This window comes from Parabacteroides leei, from assembly GCF_023369805.1.
Lineage (GTDB): Bacteria > Bacteroidota > Bacteroidia > Bacteroidales > Tannerellaceae > Parabacteroides > Parabacteroides leei.
Genome location: NZ_JAMBQG010000002.1, coordinates 61596 through 85252, shown reverse-complemented (window position 1 = coordinate 85252; position 23657 = coordinate 61596). Strand labels below are relative to the sequence as shown.

Below are 23657 nucleotides of genomic sequence, written 5' to 3'. Positions count from 1 at the left end.
AAGTATAATAAATATACATAACAACAATGTTTTCAAGCACTTACCCCTTTGGCATGTATTTTGCTTTTTATTTAGTAAACTTGCAATAAATATTCGCACAACAATGAATATGCTACAACACTATTTTAAACTGGCAGTTCGTAACCTGCTTAAATATAAATCGCAATCCATCATTAGTATTGTTGGCCTGGCGGTAGGGTTTACCTGTTTTGCACTGGCTACTTTATGGATACGCTACGAACAGACTTACGATACTTTTCATGACGGTGCCGACCGTATCTATATGGTACGAATAACATCTGATATGTATAACGACGGCCTATCCCAGATCACGCCTTATCCGCTGGCTGCTTTTATGAAAGAGACATTCCCGGAAGTAGAAGCTGCCTGCAATATGCAGGCCTGGAACTGCCAGTTTAAATATAAAGGAGCTAAATATAGTTCATATCAAATAGGAGTCGATTCGGCTACAATGAAAATATTCCGCTTTGATGTGATCAACGGGAACCGTAACTTCATGCTTCCTGATAATCAAGAGATAGCCATTACCGACCAGCTAGCTCGCAAACTGTTCGGGACAGAAGATCCGATCGGTAAAGAGATCGACATCTACGGGAACAGGAAGGTATGTGCCATCGTAAAGCCCTGGGACATACATAGCAATATGCCTTTTGAAATCCTCACTTCGAACGGGCACGATGAAGAGTGGAATGTCTCCTCCTGGCAGACTTTCATTAAGCTGCAGAAAGGTGTCGATATTAAGTCTTTCGAAAAAAAACTGGAAGAGTTTAAAGCAGATAAGGATCCTTCTTTTTCAATCAGTAAGACAGAACTTACGCCGATCACGGCAATGCGTTACGATCGCCCCAACCGGGAAGTTACGGTGAAATACGAACATATCTTGTTATTCGCTTCGGCCGGAGGCTTAGTTATCCTCTGTGCCTTATTCAACTATCTGACGCTCTTCGTTACCCGGATACGTATGCGCAACCGGGAAATTGCCCTCCGCAAAGTATGCGGCTCATCGGATAGCAACCAGCTCGTATTGTTTGCCGTCGAATATATGCTAACGCTGGTATTAGCCCTGTTTACAGGTCTGATACTGATTGAGCTTGCATTGCCTACATTTAAAGAACTTTCTGAGATAAAACTTGAAAACACTGCGATTTATCTTTCGGCGGTGAAGTATTCCGGGATCATTGTTATTCTATCCTTCCTATTGTCTTTATATCCGATCTATTATTTTAGGCGTCAAACTTTAAACGGTATACTGAAAGGTTCTGCCGGAGGTAGAAACAAAAACGTATTCCAGAAGATCAGTATGGTTGCGCAGTTCATAATCAGTATCTGTTTCATCTTTTGTTCTGTCATACTGATGAAACAGATCTATCACCTGAACCAAGCTGACTACGGTCTCGAACGGACTAACCGGGCAAATGTCAATGTCTATCCACCCGCTGGCGGACTGAAAGAGGAGATAGGTAAAATACCGTTTGTTACGGAGGTGTTCCCGGATAAACTGTCTGCTATCTATCCCCGCTATGCCCGCTCTTTCCGAAGCGTAAATGAATGGGAGGGACGGCAAGATTCCACCTCAGTCGTAAATTTCGAGTTGATCGATTGTAATCAGGAATACTTCCGGTTCTACGAAATGAAATTGGTCGAAGGCACCATGCCCTCCAATGCTGCCGGCAATCAGATTCTGGTAAACCAGACCGGGATAAAGGCATTGAATATGAATCATCCCGTCGGGAAAACAATCTTGAAAGGAGAATCGCAATACGTTATTACCGGGGTAGTCAAAGATTTCTATATTGCCCCGCCTACCGTCCCTACCAAACCGATCATGTTGGTATTCCCCAAAGAATTCAATTCCGGCAACGGTGAAGGTGCTCTTTTCAAATACCAGGAAGGAACCTGGCCTCAATGCAAACAGCGGATAGAGCAACTGGTGAAGAAGCTGAATCCGGACAATCAATACTTCCATGTAGGGAATATGGAAGAGGAATATGCCAAATTCCTGAAATCAGAGAATGCCTTGTTATTGATGCTCGATTTTGTTACATTGGTATGTATCCTGATCTCCCTGTTCGGTGTCTTTTCACTTGTCACCCTCGACTGTGAACAACGCCGGAAAGAAATAGCCATCCGTAAGGTGAATGGTGCAACGACACGTCATATCATGCGCAATTTCTTCCTGAAATATATGTTGCTATTGTTCATCGCCTCCGCTGTCGCTTTCCCGGTCGGTTACCTCATTATGAAACCCTGGGTACAGAATTACGTGCTTCAAACAAGTATCGACTGGTGGATATATCCGGCCATATTGCTCTCACTGATACTTCTTATCACACTCTGCACAAGCTGGCGGATATGGAGGGCTTCCAACCAGAATCCGGCAGAAACAATTAAATCTGAATAAATTTAAAACAACATAGATATGAAACAATTAGTATGCTTTCTCACTTGTCTATCCGTATTTTTCTCCTGTTCCGAATCGAAAAACAAAGGGGCCGTAAAAACGTATAAGGTCGATACAGACATCACAAACACATTATCAGGCCAGGTAGTCTTTGCCGGAGAAAATGTACATACTTATTACGACATCAGCATTACGGACGATTACTATGCCTTTATGGACTATTACAGTGATACGCTCCTGCAGGTCAGAGACAAAAACGATTTCTCCCTTTACCAGATAGAGATGAGGGAAAAAGACACGTTCCTTATCTCCTACCCTTCTTTTACTAAATACGATTATGTCAACAAGAATAAAAGAAATACAATCACGATCTGGGAGAACGACTCACATCTATTGAAGCGGGTCGACTTAAATCAGACACAATCCTCCCCTTTCATATCCTGTGAAACAAATTCACTTTCGAAATATAACCCGGGAGGCGGATTCACAAATTGTTGTCTTACAGCAAGCGACCTGTATGCCGTATCGTTCAGTCCGGGAAAACCGCAAGTATTTTATTCTTCCAATGGTACTTCCGGACAATATGCAGTTCCAGCCTATCCTAAAATCACCGTCCCCATGCCCGATAATGTACGTAGGGAAGCTTACGCCAGCGACCTGGTTGTTAATGAAGAAAAGGGAGTGATCGTAGCTGCTCTTCGATTTATCGATTGCGTAAATTTCTACGATCTTAATTGCGAGATGACAGGTTCTGTTTCTTTTGCCGATTACTACACTATCCCGGTTCCCGACATTACCAATAAGCACCTGGACGCCGAACAGAGCAAAAAATGTTTTATAGATATTTGCAGCTCAAACCAATATGTATTCTGTCTGTTCGACGGTTCGACAAACTTCATCGGCAATTCGGTCATTTATGTATTCGACTGGAACGGAAAACATAAAGCCACCTTACAAGCCGATCGCAATTTACGTAAGATCGCCACGGAGAAATCAGGTAAATACTTATTAGCTTTGTCGCCGAACGAACAAGGAGGACGCGACGTAGTAAAATATGATCTGAAAGGAAAAATCTGATAAACGAACATAATTCATGATACAACACTATCTTAAGGTATCCATCCGGGAACAATTTAAATATAAAACGCAAGCCATTATCAGCATCATTGGTCTGGCTATCGGTTTTACAGCCTTTGTCTTAGGTGGATACTGGTTGTGGTGGGAAACGCATTTCGACAACTTCCATCCCAACAACGACCGCGTTTATTGCCTTACAACAACCGGATTGGTTAAAAAAGCGACTGGTGCCGATGCTGATCTCGACCAGTTGCATGTGAACGACCTGGCAGAGATAAAGAAGTTGTTACCCGAAATTGAAAAAGTCTGCACCTTTACTGATTGCTTTTATACGATAAAAAGCAACCACAGTAGCCAGATGTTATACGGTCTGATATGTGATCATTCCTTTTTTGATTTCTTTCAGGCAGATTTCATTACCGGAACTTATAAAGGTACCTATCCGAACGGGGAATCCGTTATCCTCACCGAAAATACAGCAAAAAAGTTTTTCGGGACAACGGACTGCGTCGGCAGGACATTCGAACTGAATGGTCAAACCCGCCCCATTGTCACCGGAGTCATAAAAAACTATCCGGACAATTCGGATTTAATATTCCAGTTCCTATTAATCAACAAAGTAAAGCCAATCCCCAACGTCAGACGGAATAAAACATATATCCGGCTGATGAAAGGAACAAATACGGATATAGTAAAAGAAAAGCTTGCGGCCTATAAAAGCCATGCAGATGACCCTTGGGGCATAGAGCATATCGACCGGTGGAAAATCAATTTGCGGACACTCCCGGAAGTCCATTTATATTGCCATCCCGAACTGGAAAACAGAATACGAAATATCCATATTCTGGCATTAGCCGGTTTTATGGCCTTCCTGAGTGCATTGATGAATCTGTTGGTCTTGTTTATCGGACAACAACAACGCAAACAAACCAAAAACAGGACCTATCTGTGCATCGGGGCATCCCCTAAAGATATGTTGTTGAAAGGCTGGATCGAATTATTCCTCCCTATGCTCATGGCTTATCTACTGGCATTTTGCCTGATAGAAGCCATCTTCCCTTACTACGAAAGTTATACGGCCTGGAATCACTATGGAATTTACGAGGGGATATCACGACGGATCGACAAAGCCGCGTTATTTTCGAATGTAATCATATCCTTAGTCGCCAGTACCGTTATATTCTGGTTACTCACAATTCTTCCTATACGGAATATATTGTGCAACCGGAATACTAACCCTGTGATCTTTAAACGTGGGTTAATTGTCGGTCAGATATTTATCGGCTCGTTATTTTTTATCACTTCACTCATCCTTTTCCAACAGTTACATTTCATATTGACAAAGGATAAGGGATTGAATTATGAAAATGTGATTCAGGTAGATATGGGATACGAAAACGCGTATGAACAAGATCTGAGAGTATTAATGCCGGAACTTCAAAATCATCCGTATGTAACGGACGTTTGTTATACGGCAACCAATTCCGGGATATTCACAGAACAGGGGGATTGGTACGGCTCTATGAACACCCATTTATCGTTCGACCCTACTGAACCCGATCACAAAAGAAGGGATCCTTTAATGATCGTCAGTAAAGAATTCTTCTCCTTCTTTGAAATGACTTTAAAGCAAGGAAGCTGGATTGGAGAAAGCAATCCGGACGATTATATCGTCAATGAAACCGGTTTTAAAGATTTGGGGTATGAAGATTTGCTGGAACGTTCCATATACAATAGTAAAGGCATTTCGAACCAGAAAGTAGCCGGCGTTATCAAGGATTATATTTATGCCCCTATGCAATACCCTGTGCAGAAAACCTTCTTCCGGCTATATAAGGATCAGGATGTAAAAGAGTATATGCCTGTGCAATATTTTTATGTCCGCTATCTTCCGGAACATAAGAAAGAAGTACTGGATCATATCGTGAATGTGAGCCGGAAACTAAATGTCCATGGAGTCAGCAAAGAAAGTCTGTGTATAAAACTAACCGACCTGGTCGACAAATTCAATCGCCCGGGAAAAGTGATCTTCTGCGTATTCAGTATCATTGCGATCCTCTGTATCCTGATTTCCACTTTCGGTATTTATTCACTGGTCACTCTTTCTGCCCAGCAACGGAAAAAAGAAATCGCCATCCGCAAAGTAAATGGAGCCACTTTCCTGCATATCCTGCAACTCTTCTTCCGGGAATATCTGATACTGGTTATCATCAGTAACCTGTTCGCCCTGCCATTGGGATTTATCCTGATGCAACGATGGCTGGAAACCTATGCCAATCACACCAGACTGACGACAGGACCTTTTATAGCCGTATTATTCATTACTTGTATAATTGTATTGTTATCTATCTTCCGCCAGGTGAAAGAAGCAGCACAGACAAATCCGGCAGAAGCGGTAAAAGCAGAGTAAAGTTACAAGCAAAAAATTGGTAGGGGCGGTTCGCGAACCGCCCACCACGCAGTCAATTTAAATTTATTGATTATAAATAGTTACTTATTTTACGATTGCTTTAACAGCTGCTTCACCTTCAACAGCTACAACAACTACACCGGCTGGAGCAGCTATTTCTGCATTATCAGAAGAAATTACTGTACTGGCAATTATCTGACCAAGAACGTTAGTGATAGACTGCCTTGCCTTCAGCACCCTAAATAATTACGGCACCTTCCTTTGCAATTACTGATACTGTAGATGCATCGATGCTTTCGTTAGCAACAGGGGCAGATGATTCTGCAGCCAGGTTGAATTCTTCACCACGAGCAACACCTTCAGTAACAACCACCACACCATTGATAGTCTTCAGATAACCATTGTTGTTTTCACGACGGTCTTTCTGATCTTTTACTTTGATTGCAGAGTTGTAATCTACGTAACGAGTCTGGATATTGAATACTCCGTTTTCATCGTTAGAAGCAGCATTTACGTAACGGAATGCAAACTTGGCGATGTTAAAGTCACGGCTGTTCAAGTCGATAACTGATTTTACTTTCTTGAAGTTCTGCCCTTCGGTCAGGTAAAAATTATCACCTGTACGGTATCCCCAAACAAATCCTAACTTAACGTAAGTTTCATCAGCTTCCTTATCGTTAATGAATTTATTAGCATGAATTTCACCATACTTGTTAGTATAAACAGCAGAGTCGATCAAATTAACCAGGAAGCGACCATAAGTAGTATCCGGATGAATAGTCGGGTGACCAGGTATTGTACAAGGTTCTTCAGGAACATATTTCGGATTAACCACCAGCAGATACTGATAACGATTGTTATGACCACGGTTTACATAACGATCATTCAGCGGATTGTTCTCCTTATCGCTACCATGAACCAAAGTCTTTTTCTGCAGAGCGGCATAAACACGGCAAGGTACACAGCAGCCTATAAAATGGAAGCCTTCCTGGGAAAGTATCCGATGAGTGTCGTTCATTTCCATATACAAGACTTTACTATATACCCGTTGGCGGATTAATATGCATCAAGATTAGAAATAACTGAGTCAATAATATAGGAAAATGCCCCTGTCTGTCCATCAGCTATCAGTCATAAATAAGACAAACCCAGTTACAGGTTTATTTGCCGTCAGTTTTAACTGACGGATCAGTAAATGATCTATTTCTCTGGACTTTAGTCCCATTTTAAACAGTCTCTTTATTTACAGAGAAATGTGGCTAAAGCCAAAGAAGGAGAAACAACTTGTAATCCGTCAGCTAAAGCAGACGGCAAATGAACCTGTAATGGCGGAGTCTCTTTGATAAGGGGATAGCTTCAATGATTGCTCAAAACTGTCAAATAATGAAACATTCAAATCTGTCAAGAAGTGAATCAATAGCTTTGTTATTTGGTATATAATATTTACATTTGCCACATCACCACGTTATCAAGGTGATAACGGGCCAAACCATAAAACTATCTTAGCTATGAAGAATGAGTATTTTCCTCCAAAGGAGAAGTTTATCAATCCCTATACCGATGAGGGCTTCAAGAGAATATTCGGAAGTGAGATTAACAAGGATATGATTATCCGGTTTCTGAACAGTCTGCTCAATGAAACGATAACAGATATCACCTTCCGTAATGTGGAAGCATTGGGTATGTGCCGGAACGACCGGAGAGCGGTCTTCGACATCTTCTGCGAAACAGATAAGCATGAAATGATAATCGTTGAAATGCAGAAAAGTTCTCAGAAATACTTCTCCGACAGAGTATTGTATTATGCCTCCTTTGCCATACAACAACAGGCCTCTTATGCAAAAGAGCAATTGGAACACGAACTCGAAGAGTTGACAGCTTGGGAAAAGAGCAGAGAAGGAAATAGCGAAGAAAACTGCGGTAAAACCGTGCCGAAACGTCTTCGTTGGAACTATGCGGTGAACCGTGTGTATGTAGTTTGTGTTTTAAACTATATCATGGACCGTAAGCATCCTGAGAAGTATCGCTGGGATGTGATCCGTATGGACCGTGAACTAAAGGAGCCTTTCAGTGATACCCTTACGGAGGTTTATCTGGAGATGCCCAAATTCAGGTTGGCGCTTTCGCAGTGCGATACGTTATATAAGAAGTTTTTATTTGTATTAAACAATATCGAGATCATGGAACGATTACCCAAGGAATTAAACGAGCAAATTTTCCAGAAGCTGAAAAGCATTGTGGAGATCGAACGCATGACCCCCGACGAGCGGTTGGCCTATGAACTCAGCCTGTCAACAGAGCGTGACTTATACGCTTGTATGGAGACAAAGCTGGAAGAGGGGATAGAGATCGGGATGGAGAAAGGTTTGAAGGAAGGTAAAGCTGAGGGTCTTGTCGAAGGTGTCAGAAGTGTCGCTACCCGACTCAAGGGGCTTGGGATGGATTTGCAATCTATCATTCAAGCCACCGGTCTGAGTGAAGCCGAGATACAGGCGTTGTAAAATCCACATTATATAACAGAAAACAAAAGAGCGGTCTCCGACGAGATCGCTCTTTTTGCAGGTTCATTTGGTGGCAAGGGAATCGTTTTCAGCAATAATGAACCTATACATAAACGGATATTGTCCAACAGAACTGTCATACTATCATTTTTAACTTCTTGCGTATTGAAATATAATGCTTACAGACTATGATAGTTCGTGTGACAGTTCCATTTTTAACCATCATACTATCATAAAACAGCCTAGCAAAACAGGCTGGGTATATAACTTATTTTCAGCGAAGTAGGAACTTTTCTTTTCCGAGACCCGGGTGTAAAGGGTATTGGGATCCGGGTCTTAGCATCGTTCAACCCCGGGTGTAAAAGGGCCTGAAAGGGGGATCTCAAGGAGAAGAATAAGTAGCTTTCGTGAACCAGGGTAACTCCAGATATACCTGCCGGATTTTGTCGCTAAACATCCGTCCGGTATCATGGTCTGCCAATATAACATCTGTGTGGATTTTGGAAGATGATATCGCTGATATGGCGTTCACCTTCCAAAGCAAAGGTAAAAGAAGTGATCGAAACTAAATAAACATAAATGCCATGCAGTATTTCAGCTTCCCACGCGTTTTATAAATAAAATGCGGGAAGCTGAACAATTTTAGATGAGCAAAAGATTAATTATATGGATGTTGATCTGCCTGAGCGGTACAGAATATGTATACGGTCAATGGACGGAAAAGGATTCGGTATGGCTTCAAAATGTCATTTCCGGCAAAGAAAAGATAGAACTGAATCAGGAAGCGTTGAAAGCAATAGAGTCCGGAACACTCATCAACTCCGATAAACCGGCATCAAACATGATCATGGCACCATCCACCTCTCCCGCTTCATACGTACTGAAAGATTTCTCCGAATATGTACGCCCGGAGGATGTGGAAGAACACAACCCCAATCGAAAAGTGGCACTAAAAGATTTGCCTCCCGCCGTTTTTATGCGCTACGGACTCGACAAGCCCCTACCCCGTATCAAAATGTTCGGTTCCTTCTACGTCTCCCCCGATATCAGGGCTAACGCTCAAAAACCTTCAGGCATCTCATTCGACGATATGCTTCAACAAGTTTTTATGCCTAGCGCACGCTCCAAAAGGAGAAATGCACAACGCTGGCAAACACAGAAATACTACAATAATTATCCCTAATCACCATAGTAGAATAATTTTTTCATACTTTTGTCGCATTATTTACAGGCGCAAGGTCGAATTTATGAATATACAATTTAAAGGATAAGATGGAAAAAGTCGTTTCGTATCCACTTTCAGTTATCTACTATTTGTTATTTGGAATTACGTTAGTATTCTTCCACGCTGTACAGTGGATATGCTTCAACCTGTTTGGTTACAAAGCACACAAAAAAAGTGTGGATGTTTTGAGTTTTTTCTTAGTATTCAACACGTACGTGTTGGGAACAAGATACAAAGTGAGTGGATTGGAGAAGTTACCGACTAATTCTCCCCTGATAATTGCTTCGAACCATCAAAGCCTGTATGATATTACCACCATCTGCTGGTTCATGCGCAAAGTACACCCTAAATTTATCAGTAAAATCGAACTTGGCAAAGGCATTCCCAGCATCTCATACAACCTCGTCCATGGCGGATCGGTACTTATCGACCGGAAAGACCCGAAGCAGGCATTGACAGCTATCCGCATAATGGCTGAATATATTGAAACGAACAAACGTTCGGCAGTAATTTTCCCGGAAGGGACAAGAAGCAAAACGGGTAAACCTCGCCCTTTTGCCGAAAACGGGCTGAAAATCCTCTGTAAGTATGCACCGTCGGCCTATATGGTTCCAGTAACTATCAACAATTCATGGAAGATGACGAAATGGGGTACTTTTCCTTTAGGACTCGGTAATCGTATCGAACTCATCATCCACGATCCTATACCCGTGAAAGGAAAACCTTTCGCAGAGCTTTTTGCTGAAACCGAACAAACCGTGACCGGCAGTATTAAAGTGTAATTTTTTTTCATATGTTATGCAGTATTTTTATTTTTTATCCGTTTTACTAATAAAGACAGATAAAACGTGGTAAGTGCAGCTTTTCGCTGTGGTATTGCGTCTTATAATTAAGAAATAAAATAAAAATATACAGACATTTATGACTAAATTACAAATATTGGCACTTCTGCTTGCCTCAATCGCTCTGATATTCTTTACATCCTGTGATGGTGAAGACTTTCAGGAGCCGGATGTCTATAAAGTCACGCCCGACCTACGGGCCAGGATCAATATGGGGATGAAACTCCCTTCCAAATCTGAAAAGAAACAATTTAATGAGAAATTCGATCTGTTCCTGGTAAAATGTGAAGAAATGGCTTATATAAGCAATCCCCATGTATACATGGAGACTACTGAATATCAGGAGTTCAAAGATTTCGTATTATCAGCTTCCCCCAATATCTATTACCTGGTGATGGATAAGTTTCTAAAAGGTAATCCGGGCTTTTTTTCATATATCATTTATGACCTGCTTATCGATTCCAAACCGGCTATTGCCGATCAGATATCCGAAAAGATGAAAGCTGTAGGAACTCTTGAAGAAAGTTTTTATCTATATCCGCAGTTATGCCTGGATATATGGGTAGACGCACTGGAAAATCAATAAAACAACCAACTCAACATTTTACGGCACAATATGAATACGATTAACGCTCGGTATTCATATTGTGCCATTTTTATATTATTCCCACTCGGGAGGTTCCTGGTTCAATAAATTCTTAACAAAGAAATCGTGGATACGGTGCATTTCGTACGGGCCGCCCAAAGCATGGCTTTTACCCGGTAGATAGAGTTGTTCAAACTTTTTATTCGCTTTCATCAAGGCATTGACAACCTGCAACGTGGAGGCCGGATCTACATTGTCATCCAGTTCGCCGTTAATCAGCAACAACTTACCTTTCAGCCGATAAGCATTATCCACATTCGATGAAGCACTGTAAGACTCGTCGATAGGATATCCCATCCATTGCTCATTCCACCAGATCTTATCCATACGGTTGTCATGGCAACCGCATAAAGCGACTGCCGCCTTATAAAAGTCATTATGGAACAACAAGGCAGCCATGGCATTCTGTCCGCCCGCCGACCAACCGTAAATACCGACTCGTGAGGTATCCATCGATGGATATTTCTCAGCCGCGGCTTTTATCCAGGCAATACGATCTGGAAAACCGGCATCTTTCAGGTTCTTCCAGCAAACATCATGGAAAGCTTTAGAACGGTTGGATGTACCCATTCCGTCGATCGAAACCACGATAAAGCCTAATTCAACCAAACGGGAAATCAGGTGGTGAGCCGGTTTAAAGTCTTTGTCCACATGCGAATCGTGCGGTCCGGCATAAATCATTTCAACAACCGGATAAGAACGTGACGGATCAAAACCGGTCGGACGGTAAATATTCCCCCAGATATCCGTTTTTCCATCTCTTCCTTTTGCAGAAAACACCTCAGGCATCTGCCAGCCTTCAGCCACCAGGTCGCTGACATCACATTTTTCAAGTACGGTTACAACCGAAGCATCTTCCGTCTTTTTCAACTGGCTGACAGCCGGAAGATCCGGTCGTGAATAAGTATCCACAAAATAAGCCCGGTCTTTAGAGAAAGAGATCCGGTGATTCCCGTTTTCAGGTGTCATATCGGTAAATCCTGTTCCATCCAGATTAATACGGCAATAATGAAGATTATAAGGATCTTCTCCTTTATTGAAACCGGAAGCAAAGAAATAAACCGTACGGTTGGCCTCGTCTACAAAATCTACCCGGCGGACAACCCATTCACCCCGGGTCACCTGCTGTTTTACATTGCCGCTATTTCCATCCATCAGATAAAGATGCCGCCAACCGTCGCGTTCCGAACTCCAAAGCATTTCTTTACCATCGTTCAGATCGTAACGGTAGTTCTGATAATAATGGATAAAAGTATTCGACCGTTCGTCGGCCAGATGACGGATCGTTCCATCGGTAGCATTTACCTCACCGACGATATAACGCTGATGTCCACGTTGATTAAACTCAAAAGTGAAAGCACGGCTATCCTTGCGCCAACCGGTCAGATACAATGTAAACTGATTTGCATAAGGTTCCACATTCAACGGAATCTGCTTGCGCGACTCTATATCGAACAAGGCAGGCAGGCATACTTCGATCACATCACCGGGTTTGGCATAATCGCGCCATTGCAAAATTGGCTGACGCTGACTTTCCGGACTCGACTCGATCAGTGGAATACGGCGTTCCTGCACACCACGTACCTTGACAGTGGCCAGTTTACGGGAATCGGGCGACCAGATCATATATGAACTATAAAACAGGTTTGTCGTCCCGTCGGTTGTCAGGGCAATCTCCTCTTTCTTTTTATCTTTTTCATCCCCGGCAGGACAGATATATACATTGTTATCCCGGATATAGGCTTCCCATTTAGCATCAGGCGATACAACCGGCTTAGCTTCTTCTCCGTTTCTCCGGTAGTTTGCATTCTTCTCATCCCCCTCCTTCAACAGGATCTCGGCCAACAGCTTCTGCTTGCCGGTCAAGAAAGCGGCAAGTTGCTTTTTATCCGTACCCCGCTGTTTTTTCCCGGTTTTTGCATTTACCAGATAATAGAAATCACCGCCCCGCTCATGGTTTTTATACCAGAAATAATGCGAACTGTCAAGCCATGCAGGTATTACTGCAGAAGAATACATTTTACCGGAACACTTCAGGAATGTATCTGCACGCAGATAATCCGCTGTGGTAACCTGTGCTGTGATGGTTACTATGGGCAATGCCGACAGTAAAAGTCCCAAACAGCAAAAAAAGGTAAGTTTTTTACACATAATACTATTTTTTAGGTTGTACAACTATCATTATCAGGGCTGTTCCAGCCACCAGTCGATCATCTTACGGGCCAGACTGAGTTTTCGGGGAAGTTCGGGCAGGTTCTCTTTTGTAAAGAACGCTCCTTCGCTCAATTCCTCATCCTGTAAACGGATAGTACCTCCGGCATAATCGGCAATAAATCCGACCATCAGATTGCTTGGATAAGGCCAGGGCTGGTTCCCGAAATAAGTTATATTACTGATTTCGAGTCCGGTTTCTTCCATCACTTCGCGTCTTACACATTCTTCCAATGTCTCCCCTGTTTCCAGGAAACCGGCTACTAATCCATGAAAAGAACCTTTGAAATTACGGGCATGAACCAAAAGAATAGAATCTTCTTTACGGATCAATACCAGAATTGCAGCGGAAACAGCCGGATAAATCTCGTATTTACAGGCAGGGCATTGCTTGGAAATAGCTGTTTGCATCACTGTTTTTGTTCCGCATGAAGGACAAAAACGGCTATGCAGATCCCAATAAACCAACTCATACGCCTTCCCCGCCATCTTATGTAAAGCACCATCCAGAAAATCGTACGAAGCACGCAATCCCATCGGCAGATAACCGGAAGTCTCTACCAACGGTGTACCTACCGATGCTGTACGACAGGGAATATCCTGAAGTAAACCGACTTCCAAGACATTTCCGGCTTGAACAGGGGGATTGACACTATAAGGGATTGTATATGTTTCACCTTTTTTCTGAAGCAGTAACTGGTCGTTGAAGAAAATAAACCAGAATACAGGTGTATTATTTATATCGCTCATCACTTTTTACTTTTGAACGATACAAATATACAGACTAATGTAAAACATACATCAAAAAAAAGATTTCTATTTAAAATATTCTTCCGCGCCGATCGTCTACAAAAATAGAAGGCATGTCTCACTAAATAGATTTTTTAATTTAAAAATGGAAACAGAAAATGTTCGGAAGAAAGAGAAAAGAAGTCATATCTTTACAAGTCTTTGCGTATGAGTGCAGTGGATGCGGCGATTGTGTAAAGAGATGCCGGAGAGAAGTGTTGAAGATGGTGAATAACGGTAGTTGCAGTTATGCCACAGTACTTAATCCGGAAAACTGTGTCGGATGCGGGAACTGTGTAAAATCCTGCCGGACACATGCCATAGAGTTAATAACAGAATAATAAACAATGTAAATTATATCACAATGAGAAATTCAAGAATATTCAGAGGGGGATTTGCTTTCCTGATTTTTGCAGCCCTGTTCGCTCTAGCTATTTTAGGTACAATGTATTTATGGAATTTGCTAATTCCTTCTATCATCGGTTGGTCGGCCATCAATTACGGGCAGGCAGCGGGTCTGATGGTACTTAGCCGCCTTTTGTTCGGAGGGTTTGGCGGTTTCAGGCATTTCCACCATCATCCGCGGGGCTTTTTCGCCGGTAGCCGGGAAGAACACGAACGGTTCCACGAACAGATGAAGAATATGCCATGGGAAGAACGCCGGGAACATATCCGCAGGCAGATGGCTGATTTCCGTAACGGTAGATTTGATAAATTTGACAGGCAGGAACCTACTCCCGGCAACGACCCTCAATGAAAGAAATATCGACAAACACCTCTTCTGCCGGCACAGAGCAAAACACACGGGTTGCGGATATCTTCCGGAAATATCAGGCACAACTGAGAGGCTTCATTGCCAAACGTGTCTCCTCCAAAGAAGATAGCGAAGATATCCTGCAAAACGTATTCTACCAGTTCATGAAAAATGATCGGGTGGACGATCCTATCGAACAGATCGCCGCCTGGCTGTATTCGGTTGCCCGCAACCAGATCATCGACCGGAGCCGGAAACGCCGTGAGGAAGAAATGCCGTCTCTCTCTACTAACGAAGACGACGGAACTTTCCTGAAAGAGCTTTCCGACCTGATGCCTGATGAAGACCAGTCGCCGGAAATGGATTTCATCCGTTCCACCGTGTGGGAAGAGCTGGAACATGCTTTACTCGAATTGCCGGATGAACAGCGGACTGTTTTTGAGCTGACGGAACTGGAAGGTATTCCGTTCAAAGAGATAGCGGAATCGACCGGAATACCGGTCAACACATTGATTTCCAGGAAACGATATGCAGTATTATTCCTTCGGAAAAGGTTATATAATTTGTATGAGGATATATTATAAACGCCCTGTTACCATTTAAAAGTAACAGGGACAACATATTTAGTCCGAAAAAACACACGAATTTATGTGCGTTTCCGAACTGAATTCGTGCGGATATGCACAAACACCAATAACACAAAAGCACACATCTTGCTATATGCCAATCATTTACAAACGTGGCACAACTTTTGTTCTTTCTCTGGCAAATTAAATATCTTTTACTCATGATTAAAACAGTAGCATTAGAGAAAATATTCCGCACAGAAGAAGTGGAAACATGGGCCTTGAATAAAGTGAATATTGAAGTGAAAGAAGGAGAGTTTGTAGCTATTATGGGACCTTCCGGTTGCGGCAAGTCTACGCTACTGAACATTCTCGGCCTGCTGGATAACCCGACAGCCGGTGAGTATTACCTGAACGGAACGGAAGTATCCAAATATACCGAAGTACAGCGAACTAAACTTCGTAAAGGAATTATCGGTTTCGTATTCCAGAGTTTCAACCTGATAGACGAACTGAACGTATATGAAAATATCGAACTTCCATTGCTTTATATGGGCGTATCAGCCTCCGAAAGAAAACAAAAGGTAAAAGAGGCTATGGAACGTATGGCTATCGTTCATCGGGAGAAACATTTCCCCCAGCAATTATCCGGAGGACAACAACAACGTGTAGCCATTGCCCGCGCTGTAGTAGCCAACCCCAAACTGATCCTTGCCGATGAGCCCACCGGTAACCTGGATAGTAAGAATGGCCAGGAAGTAATGAACCTGCTTAGTGAGTTAAATAAAGAAGGAACTACCATTGTAATGGTAACCCACAGCCAGCACGATGCCGGATATGCCTCACGCATCATTAATCTGTTCGACGGTCAGGTTGTAACGGAATCTATTGTATAAACACAAATTAAATTCTACAAGTATGAAGCAAATCCTATCATTACTCATTGTACTCCTTTATTGTACAACGATACAAGCGAAAGAAAGAGTAGTTGAATTACCGGCATTTGACGCATGGAGTTCCACTTCTATCGAAATTCAAAAGATCGTATTAAGCGACACGGCGACAATTGTCTATATAGATGCGTTCTATCGTCCCAACATGTGGATAAAGATTGCAAAAGACAGCTATCTGCAGGCCGACGGAAAGCAATATAAAATATTGTCGGGTATTGGCATGGAACCGGATAAAGAAATATGGATGCCGGAATCAGGGACATATTCTTTTCAAATGATCTTCCCGCCGCTACCTGAAAATACAACGACTGTCGATTTCACCGAAGGAGATTTTGAAGGCTCATTCAGCATCTGGGGAATCCACTTGGATGAGAAACCGGCTTTTTCACCTCTTGCAGGTAAAAAGAACCCGAAAGAGTCTCCTGTTCTGGAAACTCCGGAACTGAAATCCGGTATCGCCACACTAAAAGGCCATATCGCAGGCTTCCGACCGGAAATGAAATTACAGGGATCTACATGGGCTTATAACCCGGTGACCGGTGATGTGGATGAAAATAAAATATCAGTAGACAATAAGGGTGATTTCACATTGGAACTGCCTCTTAACCATATCTCAGTGGTTAATATATCTGCCAATTTCATGCAGACTCCGGTCTACCTGAAACCGGGAGAAACGACTTCTGTCGAAATAAACTTCCCCGAGATATGCCGTGCACAATCAAAATTACAGAAAGATAAACCGTCACTGGGAGAAAAGTACTATTTCAGCGGTGCTCTGGCTGCATTAAACAATGAAGTATGCAATGGGCCGCTGCGTGCTCTGCCGGTAGGTATCAGTTCGCAGGAAGATTACGATCAAATGTTTAAGGATGTAGCTACCATGAACATCGATCAGTTCAAACAATACTGGCTGGACCGTAGAGAGGAAGGCTTGAAAGAACTCGATAAATATCCGCATATCAGCGATGCGTATCGTAAAATTCTGGTGTTGAATGCCGATATGGAGACAGCAATGCAATTAATGGGGTACTATGTATTGGAATATGCCTACCGGAGAGCCAACAATATTCCGCGTGACTCGGCTGCCGTTGGATTCGTACAACCGGTTATCACTGCCGAATATTATGCTTTGTTCCGCGTCTGGTTCCTAACGATCCCATCGGATTATATGCTTCTTATTACAGTAACATAATAAGAAGCCTCCAATACGCAAACATCTCCGGACAGCCTCTTCCGGAAGGAATAAAAGAATTCCCGGACAATACAGCAGATCTTGCCAAATTAATGGGCACAGACAAAGGCATCCTGTTCGACCTGATAGCAGCTCAAAGACTGGCACGTCCTATCCAGGAGTTCAAACCGCTTACCGACGAAGAACTGGCTCAGGCGGATAAGATATCTCCTGTCATCAAAAACATACTGGCAACGATGAATAACAAACTCAAACAGACTATCGAAGAAAACAAAAAGAAATCCGGCTATACGGTCGACCGGGTTAATATCGCCGATGTCCCTGCAGAGGAACTATTCAATGCCATTACAACCCCTTACCGTGGAAAAGTCGTCTTCGTTGATTTCTGGGCAACGTGGTGCGGCCCTTGTCGTATGGCTATGCAGCAATCAGAGCCTGTAAAGAAAGAATTCGAAGGAAAAGACGTCGTATTCCTCTATCTTGCCGGAGAAAATTCGCCTAAAGGTGCCTGGGAGCAGATGATCCCGGATATTAAAGGTGAACACTACCGCGTAACTTCCGACCAATGGGACTTCTGGGGAAAGAAATTCGGAATCAATGGCGTACCTTCTTATATGGTCCTGGCTAAAGACGGAACACCGGTTCATTTCCAGGTAGGTTTTATGGGAGTTGAGAAGATGAAAGAGATGATCGAGGATGAATTGAAAAAATAATATTCGAAATATCACATTTTATGAAGGCGGAGACCGGTAAAGGTCCCCGCTTTTTTTGTGGTAAAACTAAAAAAGCGTAATATTGCATTTCATAAACATAACACACTTAATCGATCATATGAGGAATCTGAAACAATTGGCATTTTTAATCTGCCTGAGTGCTTATTGCACACTCTCTGCGCAGGAGGCCAAAAAGGCAATGACATTCGACGAGATGGTTAGCTGGAAACGGATCACCGAACAGGCTATTTCACACGATGGGAAATGGGTTGCCTGCAAAATGGAACCCTGGAGAGGGGATGCCAGCATACTGGTTTATAACGCCAAAGGAGAAATGACCGCATCTTTTCGTCCTGCCGGACATGCCGAATTCTCCGCTTCTTCCCGTTATCTGCTGGTCACCAAAAAGCCGGAACTGGAAACCGTAGAAGCATTAAAACTAAAGAAAGTAAAAGACGAAGAGATGCCTGCCGACGAACTGGTTATCTTCAATCTTCCGGATAAGAAGGAGTCGATCGATTCTTTAAAATCATACAAATTATCTGAGACAGCAGACTGGATCGCCTATAAAAGAAGCAGTAAATCCGATAGCGTATTACATGTCCGCTCACTGGACGGAGCCAAAGAGGTACTGCTAGCCGACGTCAAAGAGTTCGGTTTCGCTAAAAAAGGAAATATCTTATATTATACAACCGATTCCACCCTGTCCACTTTTACTCCCGACAAAGGTAGCTCATTGATTTTCGAAGGAAAAGGAGTCATCAAAAAAGTAACATTTGATGAAGCCGGAAGCAAAATAGCTTTCCTGCATAGTCCGGACAAAGATTCCATCGGCACGCAATGTTCCCTGTATCTGTCCGAGAACAATGCCTCTGCCCGCCTGGTTGCAGACCGCAAACAAACTTTTATCCCAGACGGCTGGGTTATCAGCGAGAATGGCGACCTCCGCTTTTCAAAAAATGCCGAACGGCTTTTCTTCGGTACTGCACCGGCTCCCCAACAGAAAGACACGACTATACTGGCTGAAAACCGTCCCGATGTACAGATATGGAAATGGGATGAAGCAGTACAATACACCCAACAGGTATATAACAAGCAAAAGGACCTGAAAAAAACGTATGCAGCCGTATACAACATCAACGATAACAAATCGATCCAACTGGCAAACATTGAAATACCTGATCTTCAGACCGCAATAGAAGGAGATGCCCCGATTGCATTGCTGTCGACCAATCTGCCTTATGCCACTGAACAGATGTGGGAAGGAAGAAGCCGTTACGATATCTATACGGTGAACCTGGAAACGGGTAACCGCCAACAGATCAAACAAGCAGCAAATACCAGTATGCGTCTTTCTCCGGAAGGAACATTTGCTTACTGGTATTGTGCCCAGGATAGTTCATGGTATACGCGTTCGATGAACGATGGTAAAGAATACCGCCTGACAACTCCCAAGTCTTTTGCGGCCTGGGATGAAGACAATGATGTTCCCGACTATCCCTCCCCACACGGACTGGCGGGATGGACAGCCGGCGACCGTTTCCTGTTGATCTATGATCGTTACGACATCTGGAAATTCGATCCTACAGCCCAGACTTCTCCTGTCAACCTCACTGTAAACGGACGCAAAGAGCAGTTATCTTACCGGGTAATCCGATTGGATAAGGAAAAGAAATTCATCGATTTAGCCGAATCCCAGTTATTATTGGCTTTCAACGAAAAGACAAAAGGTACAGGATTCTACAATGCCCGCTTTTCGACTCCGGCCATTCCCAAAACATTGCTGGCCGGTAATTTCATGTTGAAAACTCCGGTAAAAGCGAAAGAAGCCGATGCCGTGATCTACACCTCTGAAACATTCGAACAATATCCGGATGTCCGCCTGTCTGACCTGAACTTCAAGAAATCTATCCGACTGACGAACGGAGGCGAGCAGCAAGCTCAAATAAACTGGGGTACAGCGGAACTGGTTTCATGGATATCACTGGACGGCATACCGTTGGAAGGCGTTGTCTACAAACCTGAAAACTTTGATCCTAACAAGAAATATCCGGTAATCGTGAATTTCTACGAACGCAATTCGGAAACCCTTTACGCCTATCACATGCCGGAGCCACATCGTTCGACGATCGATTATCATTTCTATACCAGCAACGGATATATCATTTTCAACCCGGACGTACGTTATGTAGACGGTTATCCGGGAGAAAGCTGTTTCAACTGCGTTATGCCGGGTATCACCTCGCTGATTGCCAAAGGATATGTAAATGAAAAGGCTATCGGAGCCCAGGGACATAGCTGGGGCGGCTACCAGGTCGCTTATCTGGCCACCCGTACGAACCTGTTCTCTGCCATAGAGTCAGGCGCACCGGTAGTCAATATGTTCAGTGCCTACGGTGGAATCCGCTGGGGATCAGGGCTGAACCGTTCTTTCCAGTACGAGCACGGACAGAGCCGTATCGGAGGTACTTTATGGGATTCTCCGTTGCAATATATGGAAAACTCTCCCCTCTTCAATATGGATAAGGTGACGACTCCTATCCTGATTATGCACAATGACAACGACGGTCATGTGCCCTGGTATCAGGGTATCGAGTACTTTGTAGCACTCAAACGTTTGCAAAAACCCGTATGGATGCTCAATTACACAGGAGAAATACACTGGCCGATGCGCCTGGCAAACCGTATCGATTTCCAGAAACGTATGTTCCAGTTCTTCCAGCATTACTTAAACGGCCAACCTATGCCCCAATGGATGAGTGAAGGTATTCCGGCTGTCGATCAGGAGTTTAAATTAGGATATTAACTAAAAGAGGGGGGATATTTCAATCCCCCCAATATTCCTGCTCCCGGAACTACAACCTCCCGTACCGCAAGAAACGGTTGCTAATGTGATTAACAATCCGGCCAAGAGTTTCAAACTCTGTTTTCATGCGTCTCTTTCTTAGATTATTACACACAAACAAAACATTTAAATCACTAACAAACAATATATTTACTATTTTTTCGTAAAAATATGAATCTTCCGTACTTCTATGATTGCTTTAGAAATAAATAATATTTACTTTTGAAGCGATCATAATAAACGATACCATGAAAAATTATCTTACCATTATCTGTATATGTCTTACATACATCAGTATGCTAAGTAGTTGTAAAGAAAAAAGTGAGACAAACATCCGTCCGGTCACTCCTCCTAAGTATGAAGGCAAGGTCGATAATTCTGCTATTCCAATCCATATAGACCTCGAAGAGGCACTCAACAAAGACAGGAATCCATTAAAACTCAGCCAGATTGCTTCTGAGATAGATTATTATATTGTGGGAGACGGCAATTATACAGTCACACAAGCTATTGCAATACCGGACAGCAATGCCTTTCTGACATTCAATAATCCGCGTATTTACTACCGGAAAAACGGAAGACCGAGCAAACGTTACGGGTTCAAAGCATTGGCCTATAAATGGAATAATGAAATGAACGGACACAACCTGTTCTACGACAAAAAAACTTCTCGCATGTATTGTGCATTGAGCGGTAAAGATCAGAATAACAGGGGAACCAAGGATCCTTTTTATCCGCAGATCGTCGAACTACCGCCTCTGGATACAATGTTGACAATCAGCAGATATATTTTCCCGGAAACAGTAGAAAAGAAATATTTTATCAACCAGGGGAACGATAAACTGGCAGGATTCTCTTCTTCCGGATATATGTTAAGCCATTATGAAAATTCAACCGGTATCCCGAACTGTTTACTGACGTTTAATATGGAAGGGGAAACACTTTGTAAATTCAAGCTAAAAGAACAATCGACACTCTCGAGAAAAGAGACGGATAACATTCCGTTTTTCCAGACCTCCTATTGGAATGACACACAGGATCAAATGACATTCATGATCCCTTTCTGCGATACGGTATATCAGTTGCGTGATCCGCAAACAGTCGTCCCGTTATATAATATCCATTTCGGAAAATCCGGCATCTTTTCAGAGTATACGGAAGGGCAAGGCGTGAAAGATGAAAAAATGTGGCTACGTACATTATATGAAAACCCTAAAGGCTTATTCATGGGCGTATACCAGAAGAAAGGCCCGAAGATCCTCTCCTGGCTGAATTTCGAATATGAATATAAACCGACACTTAGCTACCAGGCCGTTTACCTGAAAGAAAAGGGGGAAACGTATGTACTTCCACGTAGGGAACAAGGCTTTACCAATGATCTCGATGGTGGAATGACTTTCTGGCCGGACGGTCAAACAGACGGTTATCTCTATATGATCCGCACCCTGACGGAAATGCGCGAAAGTGTGGAACGGACCGGTTCTCCGAAGCAACAAAAATTACTGGATATCCTCGATAACAAAAGAATACAGGAAAACCAGTATGTGATGATCGTAGTAAAGTGAGCTAAAGATCTATTCAATAAGAAAGATCATATTTCTTCATCTTATTGTAAAGCGTTTGCCGGCTTATATTGAGTTGTTGGGCACAAAGGGTCAGGTTTCCTTTTTTATCAGCCAGTACTTCACGGATAAACTGCTTCTCCATCTCTTCCAACGTAACGGGATGGGAAGCCGGAACCGGATCTTCCATATAAAAATCATCGCTGTCCAATAAAGAGGAGTTGGATAGGAGAACAGCACGCTCTATGGTCTGCTGCAAAAGAGTGAGATCTCCATTGAGAATAATATCGGATAATTTATGCAATGCATCGGGGGTAATACCGGGAAATGGTTTTCCATAGACCGTCGCATATTTCCGGAGAAGAGAATTGACCAGCAAAGTAACGACAGGATCAGTTTCTTCCGAGAGAAATTCAGATTCCTTTCGAGAGGAATTTTGTTTTCTCCCGGAACGAGAGTTCCAGGCTGCTACGACAGTAGATAATAACTTCTCATTATCCCAAGGTTTCACGATAAAGTCTGCCGCCCCTCTTTTCAATGAGGCAACGGCTAGTTCTATATCGCCAAAAGCAGTGATCAGTATCACTTCCGGCGGATTAGCTTGTTCACGGATACGGTCCAGCCAGAACAATCCCTCTCCCCCGCTCTGCTTTCCCGTACCGAAATTCATATCCAGCAAAACAACATCCACATCTTCCTCCCGGAGCAAGGCGGGCAACAAAGTGGGCACCGAAACACAGACAACCGTCTTAAACTCACGCGAAAGAATCACCCGCAACGTTTTAAGCACTGCTTCATTATCATCTACTACTATAATCTTACCGTTTATCATACCAACAAAGATACATTTAACCTTCAAATATGTAAAAGTTACCGGATAATACTTCTACCGGCTATGATCCATTGTCAAATATTTAGACAATTTTACCGTGAACCCTGATTATTTCCG

The 23657-nt window shown here is 43.0% G+C and carries 20 protein-coding genes; 15 read left to right on the top strand and 5 right to left on the bottom strand.

The genetic code is table 11. The features are described 5' to 3' along the window. Positions 1-103 precede the first annotated feature (103 nt). The 3 genes from M1P97_RS04135 to M1P97_RS04125 are packed head-to-tail and all read left to right on the top strand — an operon-like array spanning position 104 to position 5909. The gene (locus M1P97_RS04135) at positions 104-2422 is read left to right on the top strand and encodes an ABC transporter permease (protein ID WP_249388470.1); all 2319 of its coding nucleotides are present in this window, start codon (positions 104-106) and stop codon (positions 2420-2422) included. 18 nt (positions 2423-2440) lie between these two features. Continuing rightward, the gene (locus M1P97_RS04130) at positions 2441-3499 is read left to right on the top strand and encodes a hypothetical protein (protein ID WP_195375016.1); all 1059 of its coding nucleotides are present in this window, start codon (positions 2441-2443) and stop codon (positions 3497-3499) included. Positions 3500-3515: 16 nt separating this feature from the next. Beyond that, positions 3516-5909, top strand: a complete 2394-nt coding sequence (locus M1P97_RS04125; RefSeq protein ID WP_249388469.1) for an FtsX-like permease family protein — start codon at positions 3516-3518, stop codon at positions 5907-5909. An 84-nt stretch (positions 5910-5993) separates the two neighbouring features. On the opposite strand, the gene M1P97_RS04120 is transcribed toward M1P97_RS04125, so the two are convergent. Both M1P97_RS04120 and M1P97_RS04115 read right to left on the bottom strand, forming a co-directional pair. Further along, positions 5994-6146, bottom strand: coding sequence for a DUF6383 domain-containing protein (locus M1P97_RS04120; RefSeq protein WP_249388468.1), 153 nt, complete (start codon positions 6144-6146; stop codon positions 5994-5996). Position 6147: 1 nt separating this feature from the next. After that, positions 6148-6933, bottom strand: a complete 786-nt coding sequence (locus M1P97_RS04115; protein ID WP_249388467.1) for a hypothetical protein — start codon at positions 6931-6933, stop codon at positions 6148-6150. A 484-nt stretch (positions 6934-7417) separates the two neighbouring features. On the opposite strand from M1P97_RS04115, the gene M1P97_RS04110 reads away from it, so the two are divergent. From M1P97_RS04110 to M1P97_RS04095, 4 genes are all read left to right on the top strand, one after another. Then, positions 7418-8410, top strand: a complete 993-nt coding sequence (locus tag M1P97_RS04110; protein ID WP_249388466.1) for an Rpn family recombination-promoting nuclease/putative transposase — start codon at positions 7418-7420, stop codon at positions 8408-8410. 646 nt (positions 8411-9056) lie between these two features. Continuing rightward, on the top strand, positions 9057-9593 hold the full coding sequence (locus M1P97_RS04105) for a DUF4858 domain-containing protein (RefSeq protein ID WP_249388465.1): 537 nt from the start codon (positions 9057-9059) through the stop codon (positions 9591-9593). A gap of 218 nt (positions 9594-9811) precedes the next feature. Beyond that, complete coding sequence (locus M1P97_RS04100) at positions 9812-10417, top strand: lysophospholipid acyltransferase family protein (protein ID WP_249388602.1); 606 nt, start codon at positions 9812-9814, stop codon at positions 10415-10417. Positions 10418-10556: 139 nt separating this feature from the next. Next, positions 10557-11063: a hypothetical protein gene (locus M1P97_RS04095; protein WP_195375144.1), complete on the top strand. Its 507-nt coding sequence runs from the start codon at positions 10557-10559 to the stop codon at positions 11061-11063. Positions 11064-11138: 75 nt separating this feature from the next. Here the strand turns inward: M1P97_RS04095 and M1P97_RS04090 are convergent, their stop codons facing one another. Together M1P97_RS04090 and nudC are read right to left on the bottom strand one after the other, a co-directional pair. Then, positions 11139-13274 carry a S9 family peptidase gene (locus M1P97_RS04090; protein ID WP_249388464.1) on the bottom strand — a complete coding sequence of 712 codons (2136 nt, stop codon included), beginning with the start codon at positions 13272-13274 and terminating at the stop codon, positions 11139-11141. A 33-nt stretch (positions 13275-13307) separates the two neighbouring features. Continuing rightward, positions 13308-14084 carry an NAD(+) diphosphatase gene (gene nudC / locus M1P97_RS04085; RefSeq protein ID WP_249388463.1) on the bottom strand — a complete coding sequence of 259 codons (777 nt, stop codon included), beginning with the start codon at positions 14082-14084 and terminating at the stop codon, positions 13308-13310. A gap of 158 nt (positions 14085-14242) precedes the next feature. Between nudC and M1P97_RS26240 the strand changes: the two genes are divergently transcribed. From M1P97_RS26240 to M1P97_RS04045, 8 genes are all read left to right on the top strand, one after another. Next, positions 14243-14464, top strand: a complete 222-nt coding sequence (locus tag M1P97_RS26240) for a 4Fe-4S binding protein (RefSeq protein ID WP_075555876.1) — start codon at positions 14243-14245, stop codon at positions 14462-14464. A gap of 23 nt (positions 14465-14487) precedes the next feature. Continuing rightward, positions 14488-14880, top strand: coding sequence for a hypothetical protein (locus tag M1P97_RS04075; protein ID WP_249388462.1), 393 nt, complete (start codon positions 14488-14490; stop codon positions 14878-14880). Continuing rightward, complete coding sequence (locus tag M1P97_RS04070; protein WP_249388461.1) at positions 14877-15461, top strand: RNA polymerase sigma factor; 585 nt, start codon at positions 14877-14879, stop codon at positions 15459-15461. Before M1P97_RS04075 ends, M1P97_RS04070 begins: the two co-directional genes overlap by 4 nt. A gap of 185 nt (positions 15462-15646) precedes the next feature. Next, positions 15647-16339, top strand: coding sequence for an ABC transporter ATP-binding protein (locus M1P97_RS04065; RefSeq protein WP_317242353.1), 693 nt, complete (start codon positions 15647-15649; stop codon positions 16337-16339). A 22-nt stretch (positions 16340-16361) separates the two neighbouring features. After that, on the top strand, positions 16362-17588 hold the full coding sequence (locus M1P97_RS04060; protein ID WP_249388459.1) for a hypothetical protein: 1227 nt from the start codon (positions 16362-16364) through the stop codon (positions 17586-17588). Positions 17589-17680: 92 nt separating this feature from the next. Beyond that, entirely contained in the window at positions 17681-18301 is a 621-nt protein-coding gene (locus M1P97_RS04055; RefSeq protein ID WP_249388458.1) for a TlpA family protein disulfide reductase, read from the top strand. A 118-nt stretch (positions 18302-18419) separates the two neighbouring features. Next, the gene (locus tag M1P97_RS04050) at positions 18420-21107 is read left to right on the top strand and encodes an alpha/beta hydrolase family protein (RefSeq protein WP_249388457.1); all 2688 of its coding nucleotides are present in this window, start codon (positions 18420-18422) and stop codon (positions 21105-21107) included. A 287-nt stretch (positions 21108-21394) separates the two neighbouring features. Beyond that, entirely contained in the window at positions 21395-22711 is a 1317-nt protein-coding gene (locus M1P97_RS04045) for a DUF4933 domain-containing protein (RefSeq protein ID WP_249388456.1), read from the top strand. 13 nt (positions 22712-22724) lie between these two features. On the opposite strand, the gene M1P97_RS04040 is transcribed toward M1P97_RS04045, so the two are convergent. Next, the gene (locus tag M1P97_RS04040; protein WP_249388455.1) at positions 22725-23540 is read right to left on the bottom strand and encodes a response regulator; all 816 of its coding nucleotides are present in this window, start codon (positions 23538-23540) and stop codon (positions 22725-22727) included. Positions 23541-23657: the final 117 nt, after the last annotated feature.